Source organism: Bradyrhizobium sp. Mp19 (assembly GCF_029952935.1).
GTDB classification, from domain to species: Bacteria; Pseudomonadota; Alphaproteobacteria; order Rhizobiales; family Xanthobacteraceae; genus Bradyrhizobium; species Bradyrhizobium elkanii.
Genome location: NZ_JASAUT010000035.1, coordinates 22,911 through 43,749, shown reverse-complemented (window position 1 = coordinate 43,749; position 20,839 = coordinate 22,911). Strand labels below are relative to the sequence as shown.

Here is a 20,839-nt window from a genome sequence, read left to right as displayed (position 1 = left end):
TCTCAGGTTGCAATTCAACCGCCGAATTAGGCCGCTGCAGGCCGCCGGCGGCTCGATTCCGGGGCGAATGCGGCCGACCGGCGCCTGGCCGGCAGGTGGCGGCCCGCAGCGGCCTCTTCAGATCAGGTGGTAGTCCTGGCCGGCGATGAAACTCGAAAGCTGCACTCCGTTCAGGGTGATGTACGCCGAGTGCGAAGCGTCCCAGGCGATGTGCACGGTGGTGTTGCCGCTGGCCTGGGACACGGTGACGGTCGGATCCGGATCGCCGGCGATGCGGGCGATGTCGATCGTGTCCAGACCGTGGGTGAAGCCGTAGATCGTGTCGCCGCCGTCGCCCCAGGCGTACTGCAGGGTGGCTTGGTCGTTCGTGCCGGGGTGGTCGAAGTAGAACTGATCCGACCCGCCGCCGCCCCAAAGATGATCGGCCCCACCGCCGGTGTGGATGATGTCCGCCCCGGAGCTCCCCGTAATGGTGTCGTTGCCGGTACCGCCGAAGACGACGCCCGTGTTGTTGGTGACCGTGTTGTTGCCGGTGCCGAGATGGAGTTCAAAGGCGGTGTTGGTGAACGTGTCCCCGAAGTTCGAGCCGACGATCTTCGGAGCGCCGATGATGAAGTCGCCCAGCGCGTCCCCCGCGGTCCCGTTGATGCCGTCGATGGCGACCCCCGACTGGGCGTCGCTGTAGGACAGAGTCTCGGACGAGGTCATCCGGATCGTGTCGGCGCCGGCGCCGCCATGAACGATGGTGCTGGCATTGCCGGCCGAGGCGTCGATGACGTCGTCGCCGGCGCCACCCCAGATCACGATGTCCGTCGCGGACGAGGTGCCTAGCAAGATGGTGTCGTTGCCGTCATCGCCGTAGACGTTGGCGGTTCCGGCCCCCGCGGTCGGCGTTCCGGTGATGTAGATCGAGTCGTTGCCCGCGCCACCGTGGATGGTGCCGACGGCCGCGATGTGGTCGTCGCCGCCGCCGGCGTCGATGACGTCGCTGCCGCCGTTGCCGAAGATGAAGTTGGCCTGGCTATTGCCGAAGATCGTGTCGGCGAGCTTGCTGCCTTCGAAGGTTTCGAAGTCGCCGGTGACCAGGGTCTGGCCGTGGTCGGCGATATTGGTCGCGGTCGTGCCGCTGTAGACCTCGACCGTGCCGGTGCCGCCGGCTTCGGCCCAGTGGAAGTTCACATACCCGTTGTTGATCTGGTAGTCGAGGACGCCGCCGCCGGCGCCGAAGTCGACGACGTCATAGCCGTCGTTGCCCGGGTGGATGATGTCATAGCCGTCCCCGCCGTAGATCGTTTCCTTGCTCTGGATCGCGAAGTTCGTGCTGTCGAGCACGTAGACGTTGTCGTTGCCGCCGCCGGCGTAGACCGTATTGACGTCGTAGGGATTGAGACGGACACCGTCGACGTAGTCAGTCAGGTGGAGCTCGAGCTTGGCGGTGCCTTGGTGGGCGGCATCGCCAAAGGTGAGCGTGTCGCCGTCGGCGTAGCCGCCCATGCCGGCATAGGTGTAGGTGCCCGTGGAGTACAGCACGACGGACGATGGAGAAGCCGAGTAGTCCAGCACCAGGTCGTCGACGTCGGTGATCGCGTCGGCGCCGAGGCTGCCGTAGACGGTATCGTGGCCGGTGCCGCCGTCGAAGGTGTCGTTGCCGGATCCGCCGGTCAGGACGTCGTCGCCGGCGCCGCCCGAAAGCGTGCTGGCCACGATAGCGAGGCCGGTGAGGGTGTCGTTCCCGGATCCTCCGACCACGCCCTCGACGTTCAGAAGGGTCGTCCCCGTTGCGGCCCCGCCGGTGGCTCCGGTCTGCAGGTTGACGGTCAGCGCCGCCGTGGCGTCGTCGAAATAGACGGTGTCGACGCCCATCCCGCCGTCGATGGTATCCGCACCGCCGCGTCCGTAGATCTTGTCGTTGCCTGCGCCAGCGTCGACCACGTTGGCTCCGGAAGTCCCGTAGATCGTGTCGTCATAGGACGTCCCGACGATGTTCTCGAAGTTCGTCGCGGTGTCGGTGCCGGTGCTGCGAACGACCGTGCCGGCCGCCAGGTTGGCGGTGATGGCGACGGTGCTGTCGACGTAGGAGACGGTGTCGACGCCGGTCCCGCCGTCGGAATGGTTGACCCCGGCCCCGGGAAGGATCAGGTCGTCGCCGGTGCCGCCGTTGATGGTGTCGTTCCCGGCGAGGCCCGTGACGACGTCATTGCCGGACGTGCCTGTCAGCGTGTCGGCGCTCGCGGTGCCGGCAGTCGTCGCCGTCGGCATCTGCAGGAGGGCGATGTGGACGGTCGTCTGGACGAAGAGGCCGCCGAGGTCGGTGGCCTTGACCGTGATGTCGTACCCGGCTGCGTCTGCGTGGTCGAGCAGGGCTCCGTTCGCGACGGTGACCTGTCCGGCCCCCGACATGGCGAACCGCCCGCCGGCGTTGTCGATCAGCGACCAGGTGAGACCATCGCTCGCATCCGGATCGACGGCCTTCAGCGTCCCGACAGCGGAGCCGTTGCTGGCATGTTCGAGGACGGCGCCTCCTGTGTTGAAATACGGGGAGGTGGGCGCGTCATTCGCCGGGGCGTAGTTGACCCAGACTTTGCCGGTGTTGCGCCCACCGAACCCATCGTCGACCTGTACGCTGAATGAATCCTGGAAGGTTCCCGCAGCGCGTAGCACGTTGATCTTCTGCGAGCTGGGAACGAGCGTATAATGGCCATCCGGCGTCACCAGGAAAGCGCCATAGGATCCGACCACGGTCGCTTCGACCAGGGCATACCCGTAGGGCGTCCAGAACCGACCGTCGTGGATGTCGACATCCGTCGCGGTCAACGTCCCGGAGATGCCCGGATAGATGTCGAAACTGGACGTATCGGGCACTTGAATCGTTGGCTGGGTCGGGATCGCGATGCCGCTGTTCGTGCCGAAGATCAGAAGCGTCGGAGAAGCGTGGGCAGGCGCCGCTGCGGATCCGGAGACCGCCACGTCGTAGTTGACGGCGAGCGTGGTGAACTCTCCGACGCCGAGATAATCGAACTGGCTCGGATCCAGGAAAATGTATTGGCTGCCGGCGGAGTGGGTGACTGCGATGGCATGGCCGTCGCTCGACACCGCCGAGATCGATCCATCCACGATCGAAAACGTATGCGTGCCCTGGTCCGGCGTTGTTACGCCGGTCAGGCCGTTGATGTTGTAGGTGGTTGTTGTCGGCGTGATGCCGCCCAGGATGCGCCACGGAACGACGGCAGGATCGTCCTCTCCGTTGACAGTGATGGTCGCCGTGTTGTGGACCATGGCCTCGCCATCGGTGACGTTGTAGATCACGGTGACGACGTCGGATTGCCCGGCCTTGAGATAGTTGAATTGATGCGGATCGAGGCTGAAGATGCCGTTCGTCAGGGTATAGGTGACCGCATGCCCGTCGGCAGCCCACTCCGCGAACGAAGTGGGATCTATCGAAACCGTGCTCTTGCCGTCCTGATCATCGACGTTCTGCAGCAGATCGATCGAAGTAGTGGGGTCGTTCTGGTCGAGAGTGACGGTAATCGGCGAAACGGTCGGAGCGCTGTTGGCGCCGGTCACGGTCAGCATCGCTGTGTTGTGGACGATGGCGGAGCCGTCGGTCACGTCGAAGCTCGCCGTGACAACGACAGAGTCGATGGAGTTCAGATACCGGAACTGTCCCGGATCGATCGTGAGTACGTTACCGTTTAGGGAGCCAACGACGGCATGACCGTCGGAGGACATGAGAGTCAAGGACTGGGGAACGACCGACAGCGTCGTGTCGTGATCGATGTCGGATGCGCCCTGCAGCAGGTTGATCGCCTGGGCTGAATCGCGCTCCGTCACCGAACCGGCGAGGACGGCGGTCACGGTGGGGGCATCCTCCGCACCGGCGATAGTCATCGTCTGTTGTCCCGCTGCCGTCGCCGAGCCGTCTGTGACGGTGTAGGAGATCGTCAGGTCGACATGCTCGCCCGCGGCCAGATAGGCAAATTGATGCGGATCGACGACCACGCCCGTCGCGGTCTGCGAGAACCCAACCTGGTGTCCGTCGCTCGACGAAACGGAGACGCTGCCGGCGACGAGCGTGTCGACGTCGCTCAGATCTGGATCGGTCGCGGTCGCAGCGAGGTTGACGGTCAAAGAGGCGTCGTTCTGCCCTGCGGTCTGCGGCGGCAGGGTCGCCAGAACCGGCGCGTCGTTTTCGCCCTTGGCCAAGAGCGATCCGGTCCCGTGCGTTGTCTCGGCCCCGTCGGTGAGGTCGAACCCGAACGTTACGGCCAAGGTCTGGCCGGCACCAAGATCCTTGAACTGGGATGGATCGATCGTAGCGATGCCGTTCTGGACCGAGACCTGGACGGTGCGGCCGTCCGCGGCGGTTGCTGCGAAGCTGCCGGCGACAACCGACAGGACGTCGCCGTCAGGATCGGTCGAGTTCTGCAGGAGGTTGATGACCTTGACAGGGTCGTTCTGGTCGACGGTGCCGACCATGATGGGCGTGGCTTCTGGAGAGCCATTGATGCCGACCACCGTCAGCATGGCCGTGTTGTGAACGCTCAAGTCGCCGTCCGACACGTCGAACGTGGCGGTGAGGAGGACGGATTCGCCCGCGTGCAGGTACTGGAATTGACCAGGATCGATCGTGAGCACGCCGTCGCTCAGCGAGCTGGTCACGGCGTGCCCATCGGACGAGGTCATCGTCAGCGACTGCGCATCGATCGACAACGTGGTTCCGTGATCGACGTCGGCCGCGCCCTGCAGCAGATCGATGCTGCGGACCCCATCGCGTGCGGTCACGCTGCCGGCGGTGATCGGCGCCACGGTAGGCCTGTCGTCGGCACCGGCAATCGTGATCGTCTGCTGGCCGGCCGTCGTTGTCGTGCCATCGGTCACCGCGTAGGAGACGATCAAGTCGAGATGCTCGCCCGCAGCAAGATACCTGAATTGCGAGGGATCCAACGTGACGCCCGTGGACGATTGAGAGAACTGGACCTGGTGGCCATCGCTCGACGAAACCGAAACGCTGCCTCCAACCAGCCTGTCGACATCGTTGATGTCGGGGTCGATCGCCGTTGCGGCGAGATCGATCGTAGTCGGTGCGTCGTTCTGGCCGACGCATTGCGGCGCAAGCGCGCTGATGACGGGAGCGTCGTTCTCGCCGAGGATCGTCAGCGATTCGGTCACATGGATCGAGACAATCCCGTCGGTCACGTCGAAGTTGAGCGCAACCGGCAGTCTTTGGCCGGCTGAAAGACCTGCGAATTGGGAGGGGTCGAAAGTCGCGACGCCGTTCTGAACCGAGACCTGCGCCTGACGGCCGTCGCCGGCGACCGCGATGAGGCTGCCGGGGACGACCGAGAGACCAGCCTGCGCGGCGCCCGTCAGCACCTGCAGCAGGTCGATCTGTTCCGGCGCGGCGTGTTCACCGAGCGCCGCGATGTCCAGGAAGATGGACGCGGAGGTCTGATCCGGGCCGGGCGTCTTCGTCGTGCTGAAATCGAGAGGGGTCGTCGCCGTGTCGCCCCTTTGATCCGTCAGTTCGAGCAGTACCCGGTCGTCATGGGAATCGCCGGCGCTCATCCAATTGGTCGCGCTTCCCTGGACGGTATATGTCCAGTCGATTTCGCCTGTTCCGCCCCCGGTCGTGTCCTTCACAAGGGTGGCGTTGAAGGTGCCCAACATCGCTCCGCCGGCGCTGCGCACGGTTAGCTGGTGTTGATCGGCCGCGTTCGCGTCGGTGAAGAAGATCTTTCCGCTTTGGATCTGGGTGTCGACGGAGTTTTCCGGTTCGACGATCGTTTGCGGCTGCGTGCTGGCCGCATCCCACGTGATACGCCCCGGCGTCGGGGCCACGACGAAATCGAATTCCTTGTAGATCGGAGCGCCGACTCCGTCGTCGATCTTGACGCGGAAGGAATCGAAGTAGGTCTCTCCGGGCTTCATCGCGGCGAGCACGCTGTCGTCGACGGAGTAGCTCCACGACACCTGCCCGTCACCCGTGCCCGTCGTATCGAGCGCGATCGAGGCGGACAGGGTGCCGACGTGGCCGCCGTAAGTGGCTCCGTAGGAGACGATCGGCGAGACGGACACAGAGTGCACGTCCGAGAGGTCGCTGTCCGCGAACGAGAAGGCGCCGACGGCGGTCGTCGCCCCAGTCGGATTTTCGAAGACGGCGATTCGGTTCAGGAACGAAGAATCGTACGACGTCGTGGGGCCGCTGCCGCTGACGAAGACGCTGTAGTTCTGCGAGACGGAGTGGCCGTTCTGGTCGGACAGGGTTACGACGTAATCCTGTTGTACGCCCATCTTCGGGATCGCTGCCGATGCCGATAGGTTGTAGCTTAGAGAGGCGAAGCCGTTGCCGAAGAACGGCTGCACAATTCCGGCCACGGACAGCGCTCCGAGCTGGGGCGTAGTTCCCGCATAGGTAACGGAGATTGTGTCTGGCTGGGTCGAAAGAGAATAGGGGTCTCGATAGGTTACACCGGCGTATGCAGAGTTCAGGCCGTGCGGGTTCTGCGCTGAGACGCCTGATATCTCCGTCAGGGTGCCGGTGAACGCCAAACTGTCCCCGTTTGTCAGCGAGGCCTGATCGGCATAATAGTGCCAGAGGTCGGCGGCATTGACCGTGACGTCGTTGAAGACCAGCGTCGGGAAGTAGTTCTGGTCAGGAGTGAATAAATAGAGGCCTGGAATGAAATCGACGACCTGGACGGTTGATCCGGAGATCAGTTCATAGGCGTGTGGGTGCTGTTCGAAGTCTGGGTTGGGGATGACGGTGAGCCCTTGCAGGCTTTCGTTCATGTAAATGGTTTGATGGCCGAACCAGGATCTGACTTCGATGCTGGTACCGGCCGACAGGGAAAGCGTGGAGTTGCCCCACACCTGGTCGTAGAGCCATGAGTCGGCTCCCGCGTCGACTGTGTAGTATGCAGTGTTGTAGTCCGCGTTCCAGTCGTCGGAGATGGCGATGACCGAGTTTTCGCCGGTCGTGATCGTGGCGCCGATCCCGTAATAGCCGTTCACCGTGATCTGCGCGTTGTTACCGGCCTCGATGCTGGTCGAGTCCGCGTTCGATATGATGACATCGTTGCCCGCGATGATCGGCGCGCTTCCGGCATAGGCCAGTCTGCCGCCGTCGTCCACGAAGGTGTAGTCGAGTCCGACGTCCGGATCCGCAAAAGTCACTCCGATAGGGAGTCCGTTCCACTGGGCGGGAACGACGTCTTGGCGAGAGGTTTCCTGGTGGATAGTGAGAAATATGGGGACGGTTACGTCGGCGCCGAAGCCGTCTTCTACCTTGACTTCGGCGACGTACGGCGTTCCGTCGAATGCGGCGGCCAAGGCGTCGGCGATGTCCTGGTGCTGGCCGCTGTTGGCTTCGGCGATCAGGAAGTATAGGTCGTTGGCGTCCAGGAAGGATGGCGCATAGCCGAGCGCTGTCGCGATCATGTCCCTCCATTCGGCGGGATCGATCGGAGCGTCTGCCTTCTGAGTCAGCGAGAACTCGGTGGGGTCGGAGGGGACGTAGTCGAGGTCGAAATACTGATCGGATCCGCTGTCGAGGGAGTACGCCCAGGTGTCGAACTGATTGGCATCGACTGCCTTTCCGACGAACGTCCACGGCGGGACCGGATCCCCGGGGCCGATAACCACGACGGGTCCGAGTATCTGCGATATTCCCGTCGGAGCCTCTTCCAGAAGATGGTCGCGGTCGAGGAGCTGGCCTTCGAAGTCGACGTACCCGATGCCGTCCAACAGGACGACCTGCCCGGTTCCTTCCGATACAATCGTAAACGGACCGTCGGTTTCGTCCTGTGAAATCAGGTAATCGAGCCACAATCCCGGGAGGTCGAGCGTGGCATCGTTGTGCACGTTTTCGATCGTGACCGATGCGTCGCCAGCGATGATCTTCGCGTTCGACCCGATGGCCGTGATAGTGGCGTCATTCAGATCGGAAGCGCCCGAGATGTCGATCGTCTCGGAGGGGCCGTAGAGTTCGAATTTGGAGAAAGGAGTGGAGAAGATTGCTTCTTGTTCTCCGGATCCGTACATGGCGTAGGTCGAGAATCCGGAGATGGCCACCCCGGTGTCTTGGATGGAGTACCCGCCGAACCAGCCAGGATGCAGCGTGTAGATCTCGTAATAGCCGGCTTCGGATGCCGATTCCCCGAACGTGATCCAGCCGGACGTCAGTTTGCCGAAGGTGGCGTCTCCGTTGCCTTGGATCAGGAGGAGCGTGGATCCGACTCCATCGTCTTCGAGTCCATAGCCCGAGATGTCGATGCCGGTGACGTCGAGTTCTCTGACGCCCGTGATCTTTTCGATCGATGCGAGTTCGTCGCTGCCGCCCCGGCCATTGTCGGAGACCGTGAGGAAGTGTCCGGCGCCGGACCCGTCGAGGTGGACTACGGCGCCCGACGTCGAACTGTCATAGGAAGCCGTGTCGAATCCGTCGCCGCCGTGGACGTAGTCGCCCTGACCGCTGTCGGCCGCCTGGCCGCTCCAGTCGCCGAGGTAGAACAGGTCCGATCCGCCGCCCCCGTAGATGTAGTCCGTCGCGGCAGAGGCGTAGACGACGTCGACTCCGGCCCCTCCGATGACGAGGTGGTTTTCGTTCATTACGTCGGCCGTCGGGGTGTAGTACATCGCGGCGTCGTCGGCGCCGTCCTGGACGACCAGGACCTTCCACGGAAGTGCCGGGCTCAGGAACTGACTTTCGGCCGACCAGCCCGCGAGCCCGAATGCGTTGCCGGTAAGCGCCAGGAATGCGTTGTCGATGGCCGTGTGGGCCTGGTCGATCAGGGTCTGGTCCGTGCCGCCGTTTGCGTGGAAGTCGCCCGTCCGCACGATGGCGTAGTTGTCGGAGCCCGCGTCCGCACTGCCCTGGATCGAATCGAAGACGTATCGCGCCGCGGTTGTGATGTTGTAGACGACCCTCTGCGCACCGGCGTCGAAATACGAACTAATGCCATCGCGTACGACCCGCAGACCAAGCTCCATGAGAGCTTGATGGATGTCGAGTGTCGGGTCTCCATCGGCGGACAGAGCGTAGCTGGCGGAGCCCAGTCCGCTTCCTGCGATGCCGTTCTCGATCTGGTTGAAGGCGGTCTCGAAATGACTTCTGAATTGGTCGTTGACCCACAGCGCCCGATATAATGTTCCGACGTCGGGGACGTTGCCGTCGACGGCGCTGGTGTTTGGGACTTGCCCTCCCGAGGAGTTCGTTAAGGTGGGGTCGTTCCGCTGGTTGTCGGTCGGCCCGGCGATGACGCCGTCGTTAGAGAATAGGGCGTGGGCGAAAGCGGGGTCGGACGCCAGTAGCAGTCCGAACGGCGTGTCTCCCGACGTGGCGCCCTGGAGCGACGCCTCCTTCATCATGAGTGCGATGAGGGATGGATTGTGAAGGCCGGCGGCGGCGTCCCATCCGGTGTAGTTGCCAGACGTCAGGACGCTGGCCTGTAGCGGCGTGATGGGCTGCCCGTCGTAGGTGAAGCCGGCGTAGAGTCCGGATGAGGTGAAGGACTGAGAGCCGTAAGCGAGGAGAAACGACCCTATGTTGGACATGACGGAAAGCGCCTCGCCGTTGACGCGATACGCCTGGACCAGGGTCGATATGTTGTGCAGGTACTGGGACATATACTGTCCGGCGGCCGTCAGCACGTCGGTCCCGCCTGACAGCACAAGGCGCGCGATAGCGACAGCGCTCGTGCCGAATCCGACGCTCCCCAGAAGATCGAAATCCCTCGCGGTCTCGTAGTAGGCGAGGGTCTTGAGCTCGTTGCCGAAGGGCGCAGGGTCATAGACGTAGGCCTTCACGCCATAGATGGCACTCGCCAGCGTGGCCAGGCCGCCGCCCAGGGACTGGCCGACGACCGTGATATTCGCACTTGTGCCTGAGGTGTTGATGACGTTGGTCATCAGGTTCATGAGATCCAGAACCTGATTGTTCAGGCTGCCGAAAGCGCCAAGTTCGACGTCGGCCGTGAAATCGCCGCCATCCTTCGAGCCGGCCCAGTCGGTGCCGCGGAACGCAACAATATATTGGCCGCCGACTTGGAGAACCTGCGCACCGAACCCGTCGCCGGTCGTGGAGTAGACCATTCCGGTCCCACGGTCGTAGGACAGTCCGAGCGAGCTCAGTGCGATATCGTTTAGTTGCGCTGCCGATGCATCCGGCAAGATGTCGAGCGGCCGGAGCGGAGAATCTTGGTCGTTGAATCGATACACTTCATCAGCAAGTGCCGCGTACGTCGCCGCCCAATTGAGATTATCAGTCATCTTTGCCTTTATCTGACGGCGGTGGGGACATACATCGCGGTGTCGTTTTCGAAGAATCTCGTCGGCTCGTTCTGCCCAGACGGCGTGATCTTCTTCTTGCTCTCGCCCACGATCGGTTCGCCGCCAGCGAAGGATTCGATGATCGGGGCGTAGATGCCGCGGTAGAGCAGCTCCAACGTCCTCATCGATTTGCAGGACAGGAATCCTCGCATCTCGGGCCGGAGATCGAAGTCGAAATAGAGTGGCATCCCCATTTCCTTCTCCCGCTCCGCCGAACGTCTGCCGTGCGGGATGTGTCCGAAGGGAAATACGGGCACGGACTTTCCGTCCGGCAGATGAGGCATCCACTCAGCGTTCTTTTCGTGCAGGAAGTATCTGTTTGGGATGCCGTCGAAGACGTACTGCGCGTCGTGCCGCCCGACGTCGCGGAAGATGCTGCGAAGCTGCTCTTCCTTGCCCGCCTGCTCCGCCACCATCCAGCTCCAGAAATGCGGCTTCTCCGGCGGCCAGAGTTCGTCCAGACGCGTCACCAGCTCCGGCGGGAAAGTCAGCTTCTCGATGCCGATGCAAGTCGAGGCGATCGGATCGGACCCGATGATCTGGTACTGGGTAAATCCGAGCGGACTCTCAACGTCCTTTGACGGCCGAAAGCCTTCGGGCGCGCGCCTGATCCATTCCTTGAAGTCGTCCACGGTCGCGGTCTCGATCGAGGCGCCGCGGAATTCGATCTTCGCCGACGGGCTCCTGTAGGACTCTTCGGTCGCGTACAGTAGCCCGTCGGAGAGGTCGTCGGCATTTTCGTACCAGCGGACCCAGGGCGTCATGTTGATCGGCACGGCGCCGTTTGCCGTCGTCTGGCCGTCGCATGTCTGCGGAATCCGAACCACGATGGCGTGGTGATCCTGCGTCACTTTCGGAAACAGGTGGACCGCGCCGAAGTGTCCTGCGGCGTTGTACATCTCACCGCCGAGCGGACCGAGATCGATGCGGTCGCCGGACGTGGTGCGGGCGAACCTGGCCACGCACGGCCGCACCAGGTCGAACTTCACGACCTCGCCCGTCGCCTTAACGACGTATTCGGCCTTGAAGCGAAAGAAGGGACTCGCTGGCGGAATGGTGTTCTTGAGGAATTGCGCCTTAGCCGGGGGCGCCGGCAAGAGCGCCACCAGGCCAACCGCGAACGCGGACAGGAATGCGGCGAAGGCGCCCCTCGCAACAGTGCGGTGAGAGGACGGCACGGCTCCGGCGGCACTTACCTGTTCGGAGGAGGAAGTGTCAGATTTGACAGACATCTGCTGAGAGCAACGATGACGCATTCCCGTTTCCACGAATCCATTTCGACGTCACGACGCGATACAAGCGAAACGCCACCGAATTCGCGGAAGCCATCGCCAGAACTCCGCAAGAAAAGTTGTCCAGCTGCTCGAATGGAATTGCAACCCCGAAGAGCGGAGCGGAATTCGCTCTACGCAATTTTCTGAGCGCGATGGGAAGCTAACTTTTCTTCGCGACGACTTCTGTCAACAAATGTTGCCGCGGTGACTGCGAATGAGACCATGTGAAACCTTCAGCGGCTACGCGATCGGGATCGAAACCCGATGGAGCAAGTCATGACACCACGAACCGAATTCGTCGCCTTCGTCCTCGACCTGATGGACTTCGTCGAGGAGAGGATCCGTGAGGCTCTCGATGACGAGGCATCCCGCGCCGGCGCCATCGCCGAGGCTGCAGGCGCCGTCCCCGTGCTCCGCGATCGGCTGCGGGAGAACGAGGTCGTGCAGGCGAACTTCATTCTTGTGCTCGGCGTCGTGTTCGAGGAGCGGTACGCCGCGGACTGGTGGGACGGTTTCGCGAAGATGGACCGCGCCGAGTTCGAGCGGGTGGCCAACGATCTCGTCGACCCGCGCCTCGCCGTCCTGCGCGGGATCGTGGCCGGCGGGGATCCTTCGCTGGAATTCCCGGGAGACGCCGACTCGGATAGCCTCGCTGCGGGATGCCGGCAGAGATCGCCATGGGCACCGAGCCGAAGCCTAAACCGACCAGGAAAGCGAAGCGCCGGCGGGCGCCGCCGGAGGAGATCGTCGACTACATCGTCGAGATCGAGGACTGGGATTTTTCCTACTGGCTGGCGCTCAACACGCTGCGGAACGCGCTCGATCCCTACCATGAACACCGGCACGTGGAGCTCAAGGGCCGGATGCTGAGGCCGGCGGGGCTGAAGACTGACCGGGTGGAAGTGTCGCTGTTTCCGTCGGTCAGCCTGGAAGAGGAGCGGCGCAAGGATCTCAAGCCGATCGCGGTCGGATCGCTCGAGCTCTATCCGGAGAGGATCGACGGGCACGTCGGGATCCCGTCCGACGCGCTGGTCCCGATCCTGCAGATGCTGGTCGCCGGACGCCTCAAGTTTGTCGTCATGCGAGGCGCGAAATTCCGCTACCGCAGCGCGCGGCTACACAGCTACAGCCTGGGGACGAAGCTCGACGAAGACGACTTGGCGCAGTTGGAGACGACCGAGAGCTAACCTTGAGCGCTCCCGAGCTCCGCGAGGACGGCATCGTCCTCCGGAGCAAGCCGCGGACTTCCGCCCAGCTCGGTCAATCCGGCCCGCTCCAAGTCCCACCGCAGCCGAACCATGAAGTCTTCGAATTCGTGATCCTGCAGCGCAGCCAGACCGTCCGTGGCCTCGTTCACGACCGCGACAATCGGAACGCCTTCGGCCCCATATCCTCTGAATACGGCCATGCCGGATGCCGGAAACCACCTTTGGTAGTCCGCAGCCGCCACGCGGAAGCCGCCGTCGTACCTCATCCGGCTGACGAGGTCGTCCAACATGGCCCGTCGCCGTCGCACCCGCGCCGGCGACGCCAACACCGGACCTGACTTCGGTCCCTGCGCCGCCGCCAGCGCCAAGAACTCTGCCTTCTTCCGGTTTTTGTCGAAGGCGAGTCGTTTCCCGTCGACCGCTCGCGCGAGATAGCCTGGGACTTCCGTAAGGCTCTGCTTTTCTCTGCGGATCGCCCTGGCGCGCCAGATCTCGAGGCCGATGCGTGCACCCCCGCGCAGCCTCACCAGGCTCAGCGGATGATGCATCATCACGGAATGCAGGCCGGCGTCGTAGACGGCCTCCCGCCAGTGACGCTGCACCCGAAGAAGGTCTTGGGCGAACATCGCGCAGGCCTCGTCGGGGTTGTCGACGACCTGCACCCGCCATTCCGGACGCCGCGGCGGGAGCACCCGCCTGACCAACGCCGCCAATTCCCCGTCCGCCCATTCCGCCATGAACGCCCCCGCGCTTCTTTTCCGCGGTTCTGGCGCCGGCCTGGCTTCCAGCGGATTAACAGGAGGCGCCGCCCCGTCCTGGGCCGCACGCCTTCTCCAGTCTTGATGAACGAATCCTTGGAGTCTCGCTCCGATGCCTTCGGCGGAAACCGTTTGTTGTCGACGAATCCACTTCCGGCCCGCAGCGGCGTCCGCGATCGACGCTGGGCTTCAGGCCTCGCCGGGTCCCTGGACGAGGTGAAGAGGCGGGCGCGGAATCGGCAGGGGCCGCTCGACTCTCGGGACCGGCGCCTGCGGGCGCCCCTTGGCTTCGTATCCCTCGGCCAGCTTCAAAAGGCGCCGCCTGATGAAGGGGTCGGCCCTTGCGGCCAGCTCGCGCACGCGATGGGCCATCGCCCGGTAGAATTCCTGCTCCAGCGCCATGACGCGTCACTCCACCAACGCCACCGACGAATTTAATTTGATGACATCGACGGCGGCATCGTCAAGCAGCATCGTTCGATCTGGCGTGCTCCGCGATTTCCCTTGAGCGAGCGCTCGTTGCGGCACTAAGCTGGTCGCGGCAGGAAAATTCAGATGTCCGAGCTGTACCTGATCCGGAAGCGGTGTCCGCACTGCGGGAAGGCGATGAAGCTTGTCCCCGACGAGACGGACCGGGGCGGCGAGCGATACGTCTGCCCCGCCTGCGACGAGGATCCGCTGCACAACCCCGCCGCCCAAAAATGGGCGGACAGCCCGCTGCGCCCGCCGGCTAAGTAGCTTCCCAAGAATCCGGCCCTGGCGCCGAGGCCGGTTTGTCCATCCGTCTGTGACCATCCTGCCTGCGGTGGCATCCGTTGCCGGCGACAGGACTGGCGGGATCGTCGCCGGCGCACCAACTTCTTTGAGAGATGCCGCTGCAGAATATGGGGAGGGCGCGATGTCGACCGTCGCGAAGTTGCTTGCGCGGAAAGAACGGCTACTGGCGCAACTGGAGAGCGATCCCGGGTCGAACGAGCGCGAGGAAATCGAAAGGCAGCTCACGCAGATCGAGACCGCACTGAGCTTGCTAGAACCGGGAGATGCCGTCGGTCGGGGTGACGAGTGACTCGGGTTTGCCGTCGGTCAGAGTGCGCTCAGATCGTCCGGCACGTCCCCGAACTTCCGGATCAGCTTCGCGTCGCCGAAGTCCCCGGTTGCGGGGTCCCCGCTGCGGCTGAACGCGACGGCGCCGGCGTGTCCGGGCTTGCGCGCCAGCGCCTCGGCCCGCATGACCGCGGCATTGGCGCTGAAGCACTCCGTCGCCTCGCCGGCGGCGACGCCGTCGTCGGAGAAAACGAACGGTAGAGCGACGTAGTAGGTCACTTCAGCCATCTGCCTCGTCCTTGTGTTCCCTAGCCGCTGGGAGCCGTCCGCGGGCGTAGCCGGTAGACACCTTCGTCCGGAGCGCCTCGAGCTGCTGCTCCAGAAAGTCGTTGGCGACCAGGAGCGCCTTCACCGCCTCCCTCGCGTCGCCGCCGCAGGCGGCTATGGCCTGGTCCGCAGCGACGTCCAGGTCGGCGACGTTGGATGAGGTTTCGGGGGCCGCGGACATGGCCCATTGTTCCCTGTTTGTTCATGTCGAGTCAAGGGCGCGGGGCGGCCGCGGAGGGCATCGTCGGAAGATCGTTTGGACGTGTCGGAACCGGGCCCACATGATCGTCTTGAATCCAGGTCGCGTGTCCGGAGTATTGAAGTCATGGCACCGAGAGCCAACTGGAAGGGCTTTTTGCGTCTGTCCCTGGTCACCTGCCCAGTGGCACTCTACCCAGCCACCTCCGAGTCCGAGAAGATCTCGTTCAACCAGCTCAACCGGGCGACAGGGCACCGGATCAAATACCTCAAGGTCGATGCCGAGACCGGCGACGAGGTGCCCTCCGAGGACATCGTCAAGGGCTACGCCCTCGACAAGGACACCTTCATCGAGGTGACCAAGGAAGAGCTGGAGAACGTCGCGCTGGAATCGACGCGCACCATCGAGATCGACGAGTTCGTCGACAAGACCGACATCGACCCGCGCTTCCTGATCCGCCCCTACTACCTGCGTCCGGACGGCAAGGTAGGCCACGACGCCTTCGCGGTGATCCGCGAGACCATCAGGGAGATGGACAAGGTCGCGATCGGGCGGGTCGTGCTCACCAACCGCGAGCACATCATCGCGCTAGAGCCGCTGGACAAGGGACTGGTCGGCACGCTGTTGCGCTATCCGTACGAGGTCCGCAGCGAGCAGGAGTATTTCGACGAGATCCAGGACGTGAAGGTCACCAAGGACATGTTGGACCTCGCCAGGCACATCGTGAACCAGAAGGCGGGGCGGTTCGATCCCGAGAAGTTCGAGGACCACTACGAGACCGCGCTGGTCGACCTCATCAACCAGAAGCGCAGCGGCAAGCCGATCACGCCGAAGGAGCGGCCAGCCACGGGCAACGTCGTCGACCTGATGGAGGCGCTGCGGCGGAGCGTCGGCGGCGCATCCGGCGAGACCGCTCCGAAGAAGCCCGCGAAGAAGGCCAGGAAGACGGCGGCCGGGCAAAAGGAAATGCTGATGCCGATCGCCGGCAAGAAGCCGGCAAAGGAGGCGGCGGCGAGGAAGCCGACAGCCAGGCCGCAACGCAAATCCGCCTGATGCCAAAGGAGAGCCGCATGGATATGAAAGAAGCCTCGGCAATGACGGAAGCCTCCGGGCTGACCAACGAGCAGGGTGGCATCGAGCAGGCTTCTGAAGCCAGGCCGAGCAGCCGGGCGGAGCCGCGAGAATTTCGAAGGCACTCACCCCAATCGGACATGGCGATGCGCTGGGCCGACCAGTTGCGCGAGGTGACCGTGAAAGCCCCGTTGCAGTCGCTCTTCGTCGCGTTCCTGCTCGGCGTCTGGGTCGCGCGCCGGCGCTAAATCTAGGAGATCGGCGGGCCGGCACGCTCCATGGCAAGGAAGCTCAAGACATTTCAGACCTCGCTGGGGTTCTATGACCTCGCGATCTCGGCGCCTTCGATGAAGGCGGCGCTGGAGGCGTGGGGCGCCGGCAGCAATCTCTTCCATCAGGGCGCCGCCAAGGAGACGGACGACCCGGACATAGTCGCCGCGACGATGGCGAAACCGGGCGTGGTCCTCAAGCGTCCCGCCGGATCGAACGGCCGCTTCGGCGAGCACTCCGATCTCCCGTCCGACCTGGGGGCCGGCGAGACCGGAGGGCGGGGCAGGCGTCGCCCGAAGCGAGAGGAGCGAACCGCTCCGAAGATCAGCGAGCGGGCGGCCCGAAAAGCCGCCGCCGATTTCGAGAAGGAGCAGAAGCGCCGCGATGTCGAGCGCCAGCGAGAACAGGCCGCCATGGCCAAGGAGCAGGAGCGGCGTGAGAAGGCGGTCGCGAAGGCTCAGGCGGCCCTCGATGATGCGAAGGCCGAGCACGACGCCAAGGCGAGCGCCATCGAAGCGGAACGCGCGGCTTTCGAAAAGCGAGCTGAGGAAGAGGAGGTCCGCTGGGAGAAGCGGAAGGAAAAGCTGGAAGCCGCCCTGCGGAAGGCACGCAAGTAGCAGTGTCGGGATTCCATTGATCTAGCGCAATGGTCTGGGCCTGGGGTCCTCGATCGTCAGGACGTGAAACAGCCGAAAGACCCAGACAAGCGCGACGAACCGTCGAAGTCCAAGCCTTCCCGCTTGGAGGGCGCGCGCCGGGTCGTCGAGCAATACGCGGAGGACCTTCGCGAAATTATTAGGAAGCTCCGCTCCCGCCTCTTCCATTGAGCGGCCGGATCGGGGCGCCTAGGGGCGCGGAAGGGCTTCACACTCCGGACAGGTGTCTCCGATCGAATCCAGCACATCGCGGAGCTCGGCGATGGCTTCGTCCGGCGAGCAGCCCTGCGGCGCTCGGCGAGCCAGGTCGAAGGCGCGTTCGCGGGCGTGCGGGTCCGCTCGATCCTGCGTCCAGCCGTGCTCTTCGCACTCGCGGATGGCGCCGGCCTCGTTCAGTACGCTGATCGCCCAGCCGCGCAGCGTGCGGATCGCCGGTCGCCTGTCCTTCGTCATCAGCATCGGAACGTCGCTCCTACGCGGGGGACGAATCCTTCCGCCCCCTCCATCGTTCCGGCTGCTATCACAGGGCAGGGATTCCGAATCGTCGTGGCTCGAGCTTTTCCACGTGTTCCGTCGCCCTGTGCACAAGCCGGTCAGGCGGCCGCCTTGTCCTCCTTGTCGGCGCCCCGCATGACGATCTTGAGCGCGTCGTCGGGCAACGGTCGCTGCAGCGCTTTCGCTTCGTCCCACGGCGCGCGCATCCAGACGTCGCGCTCCTCCTCGCTCGTCAGGATCACCGGCATCGCCTTCGGGTGGATCGGCTCGACGACGGCGTTCGGCGACGTCGTCAGGAAGCCGTAGACCAGGTGTGGTCCGGGGATCGGCTTCGACTTCGTGCCGCGGTTGCCCTTGAACTCGGTCCAGATGCCGGCGAAGCAGAACAGCGGCCGCACTTCGTCGAGCGCGAACCAGACGACATCCTTCTTCTTCGTTCCCGGGTTCGGCTGGGGCGCGTATTCGGCGAAGCTGTTCGCCGGCACCAGGCACCGGTTCTCCGGCTTCAGCCAGCCGCGCCAGTGCGGCGACGAAGTGTTGCGGATGTTGGTCACCGGCGGCCCGCCGGTGCGCGGCGGCGGAGGCGTGCCCCAGCGCATCAACACCATCTCTTCGGCGTCGCCCGCGTTGCGTATGACCGGAGCCGGATAGTCGGGAAAGACGCCCGGCATCGGCGGCAGGTTGCCGGCGTAGCGGTTGAGGCGCCGGAAGAGCCCGGCGATGGCCGCCTGGTTCGTGGTGATCGAATACAGGTTATGCCGAGATCGGCATAATCTCTATTATGCCGACTTCTAGATTATGCCGAGCAGTGTCGGAGATCGAGCTTTCGTGGCGGTAACTGCCGCAATAACGTCGGCATAATCCGATCGAGCTGGTACATCTCGGACCGCTGAGACGATTGCCGCTTCCTCTGTTGGCGCGAAGTAAAACGGTGGCATAAGCCGAGATCGGACCGCCCCCTTATAAGGGCTCAAGCCTCCCTTCAATTGGCAAGATGGAGACCATACGCCGTGAGATCATCGGTTATGCCGACTCCATCGCATCCCAAGCTGCGGCTGAGGAGCCCCAGATCGAGTTCGAGTGCGGTTACCTAGACGTGAAAACGCTCGATTCCGACGTCTTGTTCACAAGCGAAACCGTCGAAGATGCCGCCTTTGCGGTGCTGTTTCGCAATGGCCACAAGCCGTATATGATACGAAAGATCGTGCAGAGGGTTGCTGAGGCATCGAAATCGAAGACGCTCAACGCCGGTGCCCTGCTGACCTCGTTTGCCGGCCTGCGCCGTGCCGGCGAGATCGTCGCGATGGAGTGGAGAGAACATGAACCTGCCCGTCAACTTCGAAGACAGCCCCTTGATGAAGGAGAGCTACGATCGGGTCCGGGCCGAGGCGGACGCCAACAGGCTGGTCGTCGTGATCACGGAAACCCTGCAGAGGAAGTTTCCGAACGATGTTCCGGCCGACCTCAACAGCCGGCTCACGGCGTTGAGTATCGACGAGCTGGATGCGATGTTCAAGCGCAGCATCGACGCGAAGTCGGCGGACGATATCCTGATCGTTCCTTCTCCCTCGATTTCCCTGGGCCACTGATCCAGGGATTGTGCCGATTCAGCCGGCGCGGCGGTCACGGTCGGCAAGAGATAGATTGCGGGCCGACTATGCTCGAGTTTGCGGCGAGCTTTGCTCCCATCTGCAGATCGAATCGACGGCCAAACATGCAAAAAACGAGGGTCCTTAAGGACAAACTATGCCCTCATTCACAGCAGCGATAGCCACCGCCAGAGCGCGTTTTGAGCCGTTGGTCGGCATAATCCAGAGGTCGGCATAATACAGATTGCACATGCTTCAGCGCTCGTCTTCCGGATACCAGGGTTCGAATTCGAGGGTGTTTTCCTTCCGCAGCCGCACGATATTGGCGGCGGGACGCCGGCCGCGCAGCGACTCGGAGCAGTGACGGCATCGCAGCGACGCCTCGAGCTTCCAGATGGGCGTGTCGGGCTTTCGGCGGATTTGGTTGACGGCGGTCAGGTCGATGATCGAGTGCGTCGAGCACCGTCGGCACTTGACCTCGAGATAGTAGAAACGGCCGGCGAGCGCCTCGGCGATCGTTGGGGACGGCTGCACCGGTCCGCCGAAGCCGATCATCCTATAGTTCCAGGCCGCGCAAGTCTCGGCGGCGGCTTCGCGCAGCTTTTCGGCGGCTTCCTTCTTGGCCGAGTCCGCCTTCATCTCGGCGGCCATGATCCTGCCGCCGAAGACGCGCGACGGATTCCGCCGCCCCACCCGTCACCTCGCCGGGCTGTCTTCGTCCCGCTGCGGGGACCGGATCAGGCCGGTTTCGGAGTCGATGATGCCGACGATCCTGCAGACGCGGGCGAAATCGAGGACCACGCGCCGGTCTTCGAGGACGCTGGGCCTCGGGCCTTCTCCGGGCGGCCCGCCCCCTCACCACTTCATCCAAACCCGAGCATCATGAAAACGAGCAAGTCGCCGCACGAACGCATGGAGACGCTAGAGCGCTGGTCCGCCGGCGCCACCTTGGGCATCCTGGTCGGAATTCTCATCGAGATCGCCGTCCTTTGGAAATACGAATACCACCCGGACGAAGCGAGGTTCTGGCTTTCAATTCTGGCAAACGCCCTCATCGGCATCGGGCTCGCGATCGAGTATTTCTGCATCCGCTGGACGATCATCGCGTCCAGGGAAGCGGAGGCCGAAAACGATGCGAAGCTCGCGGCGGCACTCAATCGAGCCGCTTCCGCGGAGGAGGAGCTCATCGCGTTCCGGACGACCAGGCGGCACGTGATCGGTCCGCAGCAAGCCCAGCTCATGAACCTGATGCGTCCGTTCGCGGGGACGGTTTTCGACACCGCCATGAGCCATTTCGAGCGGGAAATCGGCGACATCCTGTGGGACATCGAAGCAGCGCTCGACGCTGCGGGCTGGCAACAGATCGATTGGGCCTCACCCGCGAACGCCTCCGCTATTCGGCGCAGCAACCGTCCCATTTCCGGATCAGCCTTGGCCCAAAACGTGGAAATAGAAATCGACCCGAACCAGCGACAAGTCCTCCTGCCTGCAGCGGACGCGCTGATCCAAGCCCTGAACCAAATCGGCATCGACGCACGCGAAGCTCCGTACACCTCCGTCAACGGCAATCCGCACGCCTTACACGTCATGGTCGGCCCGAAGAGATAACGGAAACTCTCGTC

The 20,839-nt window shown here is 63.6% G+C and carries 18 protein-coding genes; 8 read left to right on the top strand and 10 right to left on the bottom strand.

Annotated elements, in window-relative coordinates; all coding sequences use genetic code 11:
• Positions 1 to 117: 117 nt before the first annotated feature.
• Positions 118 to 10,266: a VCBS domain-containing protein gene (locus tag QJT82_RS30295; RefSeq protein WP_259245038.1), complete on the bottom strand. Its 10,149-nt coding sequence runs from the start codon at positions 10,264 to 10,266 to the stop codon at positions 118 to 120.
• Positions 10,267 to 10,274: 8 nt separating this feature from the next.
• Positions 10,275 to 11,504, bottom strand: coding sequence for a hypothetical protein (locus tag QJT82_RS30290; protein ID WP_155258452.1), 1,230 nt, complete (start codon positions 11,502 to 11,504; stop codon positions 10,275 to 10,277).
• 755 nt (positions 11,505 to 12,259) lie between these two features.
• On the opposite strand from QJT82_RS30290, the gene QJT82_RS30285 reads away from it, so the two are divergent.
• The gene (locus QJT82_RS30285) at positions 12,260 to 12,787 is read left to right on the top strand and encodes a hypothetical protein (RefSeq protein WP_264623070.1); all 528 of its coding nucleotides are present in this window, start codon (positions 12,260 to 12,262) and stop codon (positions 12,785 to 12,787) included.
• Here the strand turns inward: QJT82_RS30285 and QJT82_RS30280 are convergent.
• Positions 12,784 to 13,545, bottom strand: coding sequence for a hypothetical protein (locus tag QJT82_RS30280; protein WP_028340317.1), 762 nt, complete (start codon positions 13,543 to 13,545; stop codon positions 12,784 to 12,786). The two genes, QJT82_RS30285 and QJT82_RS30280, sit on opposite strands and share 4 nt — an antisense overlap.
• 210 nt (positions 13,546 to 13,755) lie before the next feature.
• Complete coding sequence (locus tag QJT82_RS30275) at positions 13,756 to 13,968, bottom strand: hypothetical protein (RefSeq protein ID WP_035631433.1); 213 nt, start codon at positions 13,966 to 13,968, stop codon at positions 13,756 to 13,758.
• Positions 13,969 to 14,121: 153 nt separating this feature from the next.
• On the opposite strand from QJT82_RS30275, the gene QJT82_RS30270 reads away from it, so the two are divergent.
• Both QJT82_RS30270 and QJT82_RS30265 read left to right on the top strand, forming a co-directional pair.
• Complete coding sequence (locus QJT82_RS30270) at positions 14,122 to 14,304, top strand: zinc ribbon domain-containing protein (protein ID WP_028340319.1); 183 nt, start codon at positions 14,122 to 14,124, stop codon at positions 14,302 to 14,304.
• 160 nt (positions 14,305 to 14,464) lie between these two features.
• Positions 14,465 to 14,632, top strand: coding sequence for a hypothetical protein (locus QJT82_RS30265; RefSeq protein ID WP_196238150.1), 168 nt, complete (start codon positions 14,465 to 14,467; stop codon positions 14,630 to 14,632).
• A gap of 17 nt (positions 14,633 to 14,649) precedes the next feature.
• On the opposite strand, the gene QJT82_RS30260 is transcribed toward QJT82_RS30265, so the two are convergent.
• Positions 14,650 to 14,898 (bottom strand): hypothetical protein, encoded by a 249-nt coding sequence (locus tag QJT82_RS30260; protein WP_028340320.1) that lies wholly within the window; start codon positions 14,896 to 14,898, stop codon positions 14,650 to 14,652.
• Positions 14,891 to 15,118 (bottom strand): hypothetical protein, encoded by a 228-nt coding sequence (locus tag QJT82_RS30255; RefSeq protein WP_028340321.1) that lies wholly within the window; start codon positions 15,116 to 15,118, stop codon positions 14,891 to 14,893. The genes QJT82_RS30260 and QJT82_RS30255 overlap by 8 nt, the downstream gene beginning before the upstream one ends.
• A 144-nt stretch (positions 15,119 to 15,262) precedes the next feature.
• Between QJT82_RS30255 and QJT82_RS30250 the strand changes: the two genes are divergently transcribed.
• From QJT82_RS30250 to QJT82_RS30240, 3 genes are read left to right on the top strand one after another with little or no spacing between them, the layout of a single operon-like run.
• Entirely contained in the window at positions 15,263 to 16,189 is a 927-nt protein-coding gene (locus tag QJT82_RS30250) for a Ku protein (RefSeq protein ID WP_028340322.1), read from the top strand.
• Between the two features lie 17 nt (positions 16,190 to 16,206).
• On the top strand, positions 16,207 to 16,455 hold the full coding sequence (locus QJT82_RS30245; protein ID WP_028340323.1) for a hypothetical protein: 249 nt from the start codon (positions 16,207 to 16,209) through the stop codon (positions 16,453 to 16,455).
• A 30-nt stretch (positions 16,456 to 16,485) separates the two neighbouring features.
• Complete coding sequence (locus QJT82_RS30240; RefSeq protein ID WP_028340324.1) at positions 16,486 to 17,094, top strand: hypothetical protein; 609 nt, start codon at positions 16,486 to 16,488, stop codon at positions 17,092 to 17,094.
• Positions 17,095 to 17,322: 228 nt separating this feature from the next.
• Here the strand turns inward: QJT82_RS30240 and QJT82_RS30235 are convergent, their stop codons facing one another.
• From QJT82_RS30235 to QJT82_RS30225, 3 genes are all read right to left on the bottom strand, one after another.
• Positions 17,323 to 17,592: a hypothetical protein gene (locus QJT82_RS30235; RefSeq protein WP_028340326.1), complete on the bottom strand. Its 270-nt coding sequence runs from the start codon at positions 17,590 to 17,592 to the stop codon at positions 17,323 to 17,325.
• Positions 17,593 to 17,726: 134 nt separating this feature from the next.
• Positions 17,727 to 18,380 carry an SOS response-associated peptidase family protein gene (locus tag QJT82_RS30230; protein ID WP_028340327.1) on the bottom strand — a complete coding sequence of 218 codons (654 nt, stop codon included), beginning with the start codon at positions 18,378 to 18,380 and terminating at the stop codon, positions 17,727 to 17,729.
• A gap of 338 nt (positions 18,381 to 18,718) precedes the next feature.
• Positions 18,719 to 18,949, bottom strand: coding sequence for a hypothetical protein (locus QJT82_RS30225; RefSeq protein WP_155258453.1), 231 nt, complete (start codon positions 18,947 to 18,949; stop codon positions 18,719 to 18,721).
• Between QJT82_RS30225 and QJT82_RS30220 the strand changes: the two genes are divergently transcribed.
• Complete coding sequence (locus QJT82_RS30220) at positions 18,948 to 19,217, top strand: hypothetical protein (protein ID WP_028340328.1); 270 nt, start codon at positions 18,948 to 18,950, stop codon at positions 19,215 to 19,217. The genes QJT82_RS30225 and QJT82_RS30220 overlap by 2 nt on opposite strands.
• A gap of 255 nt (positions 19,218 to 19,472) precedes the next feature.
• Here QJT82_RS30220 and QJT82_RS30215 read toward each other — a convergent pair whose 3' ends face one another.
• Positions 19,473 to 19,910 (bottom strand): hypothetical protein, encoded by a 438-nt coding sequence (locus QJT82_RS30215; RefSeq protein WP_028340329.1) that lies wholly within the window; start codon positions 19,908 to 19,910, stop codon positions 19,473 to 19,475.
• Positions 19,911 to 20,099: 189 nt separating this feature from the next.
• Here QJT82_RS30215 and QJT82_RS30210 point away from each other — a divergent pair, with 189 nt between their 5' ends.
• Positions 20,100 to 20,825, top strand: a complete 726-nt coding sequence (locus tag QJT82_RS30210; RefSeq protein ID WP_155258454.1) for a hypothetical protein — start codon at positions 20,100 to 20,102, stop codon at positions 20,823 to 20,825.
• Positions 20,826 to 20,839 lie beyond the last annotated feature (14 nt).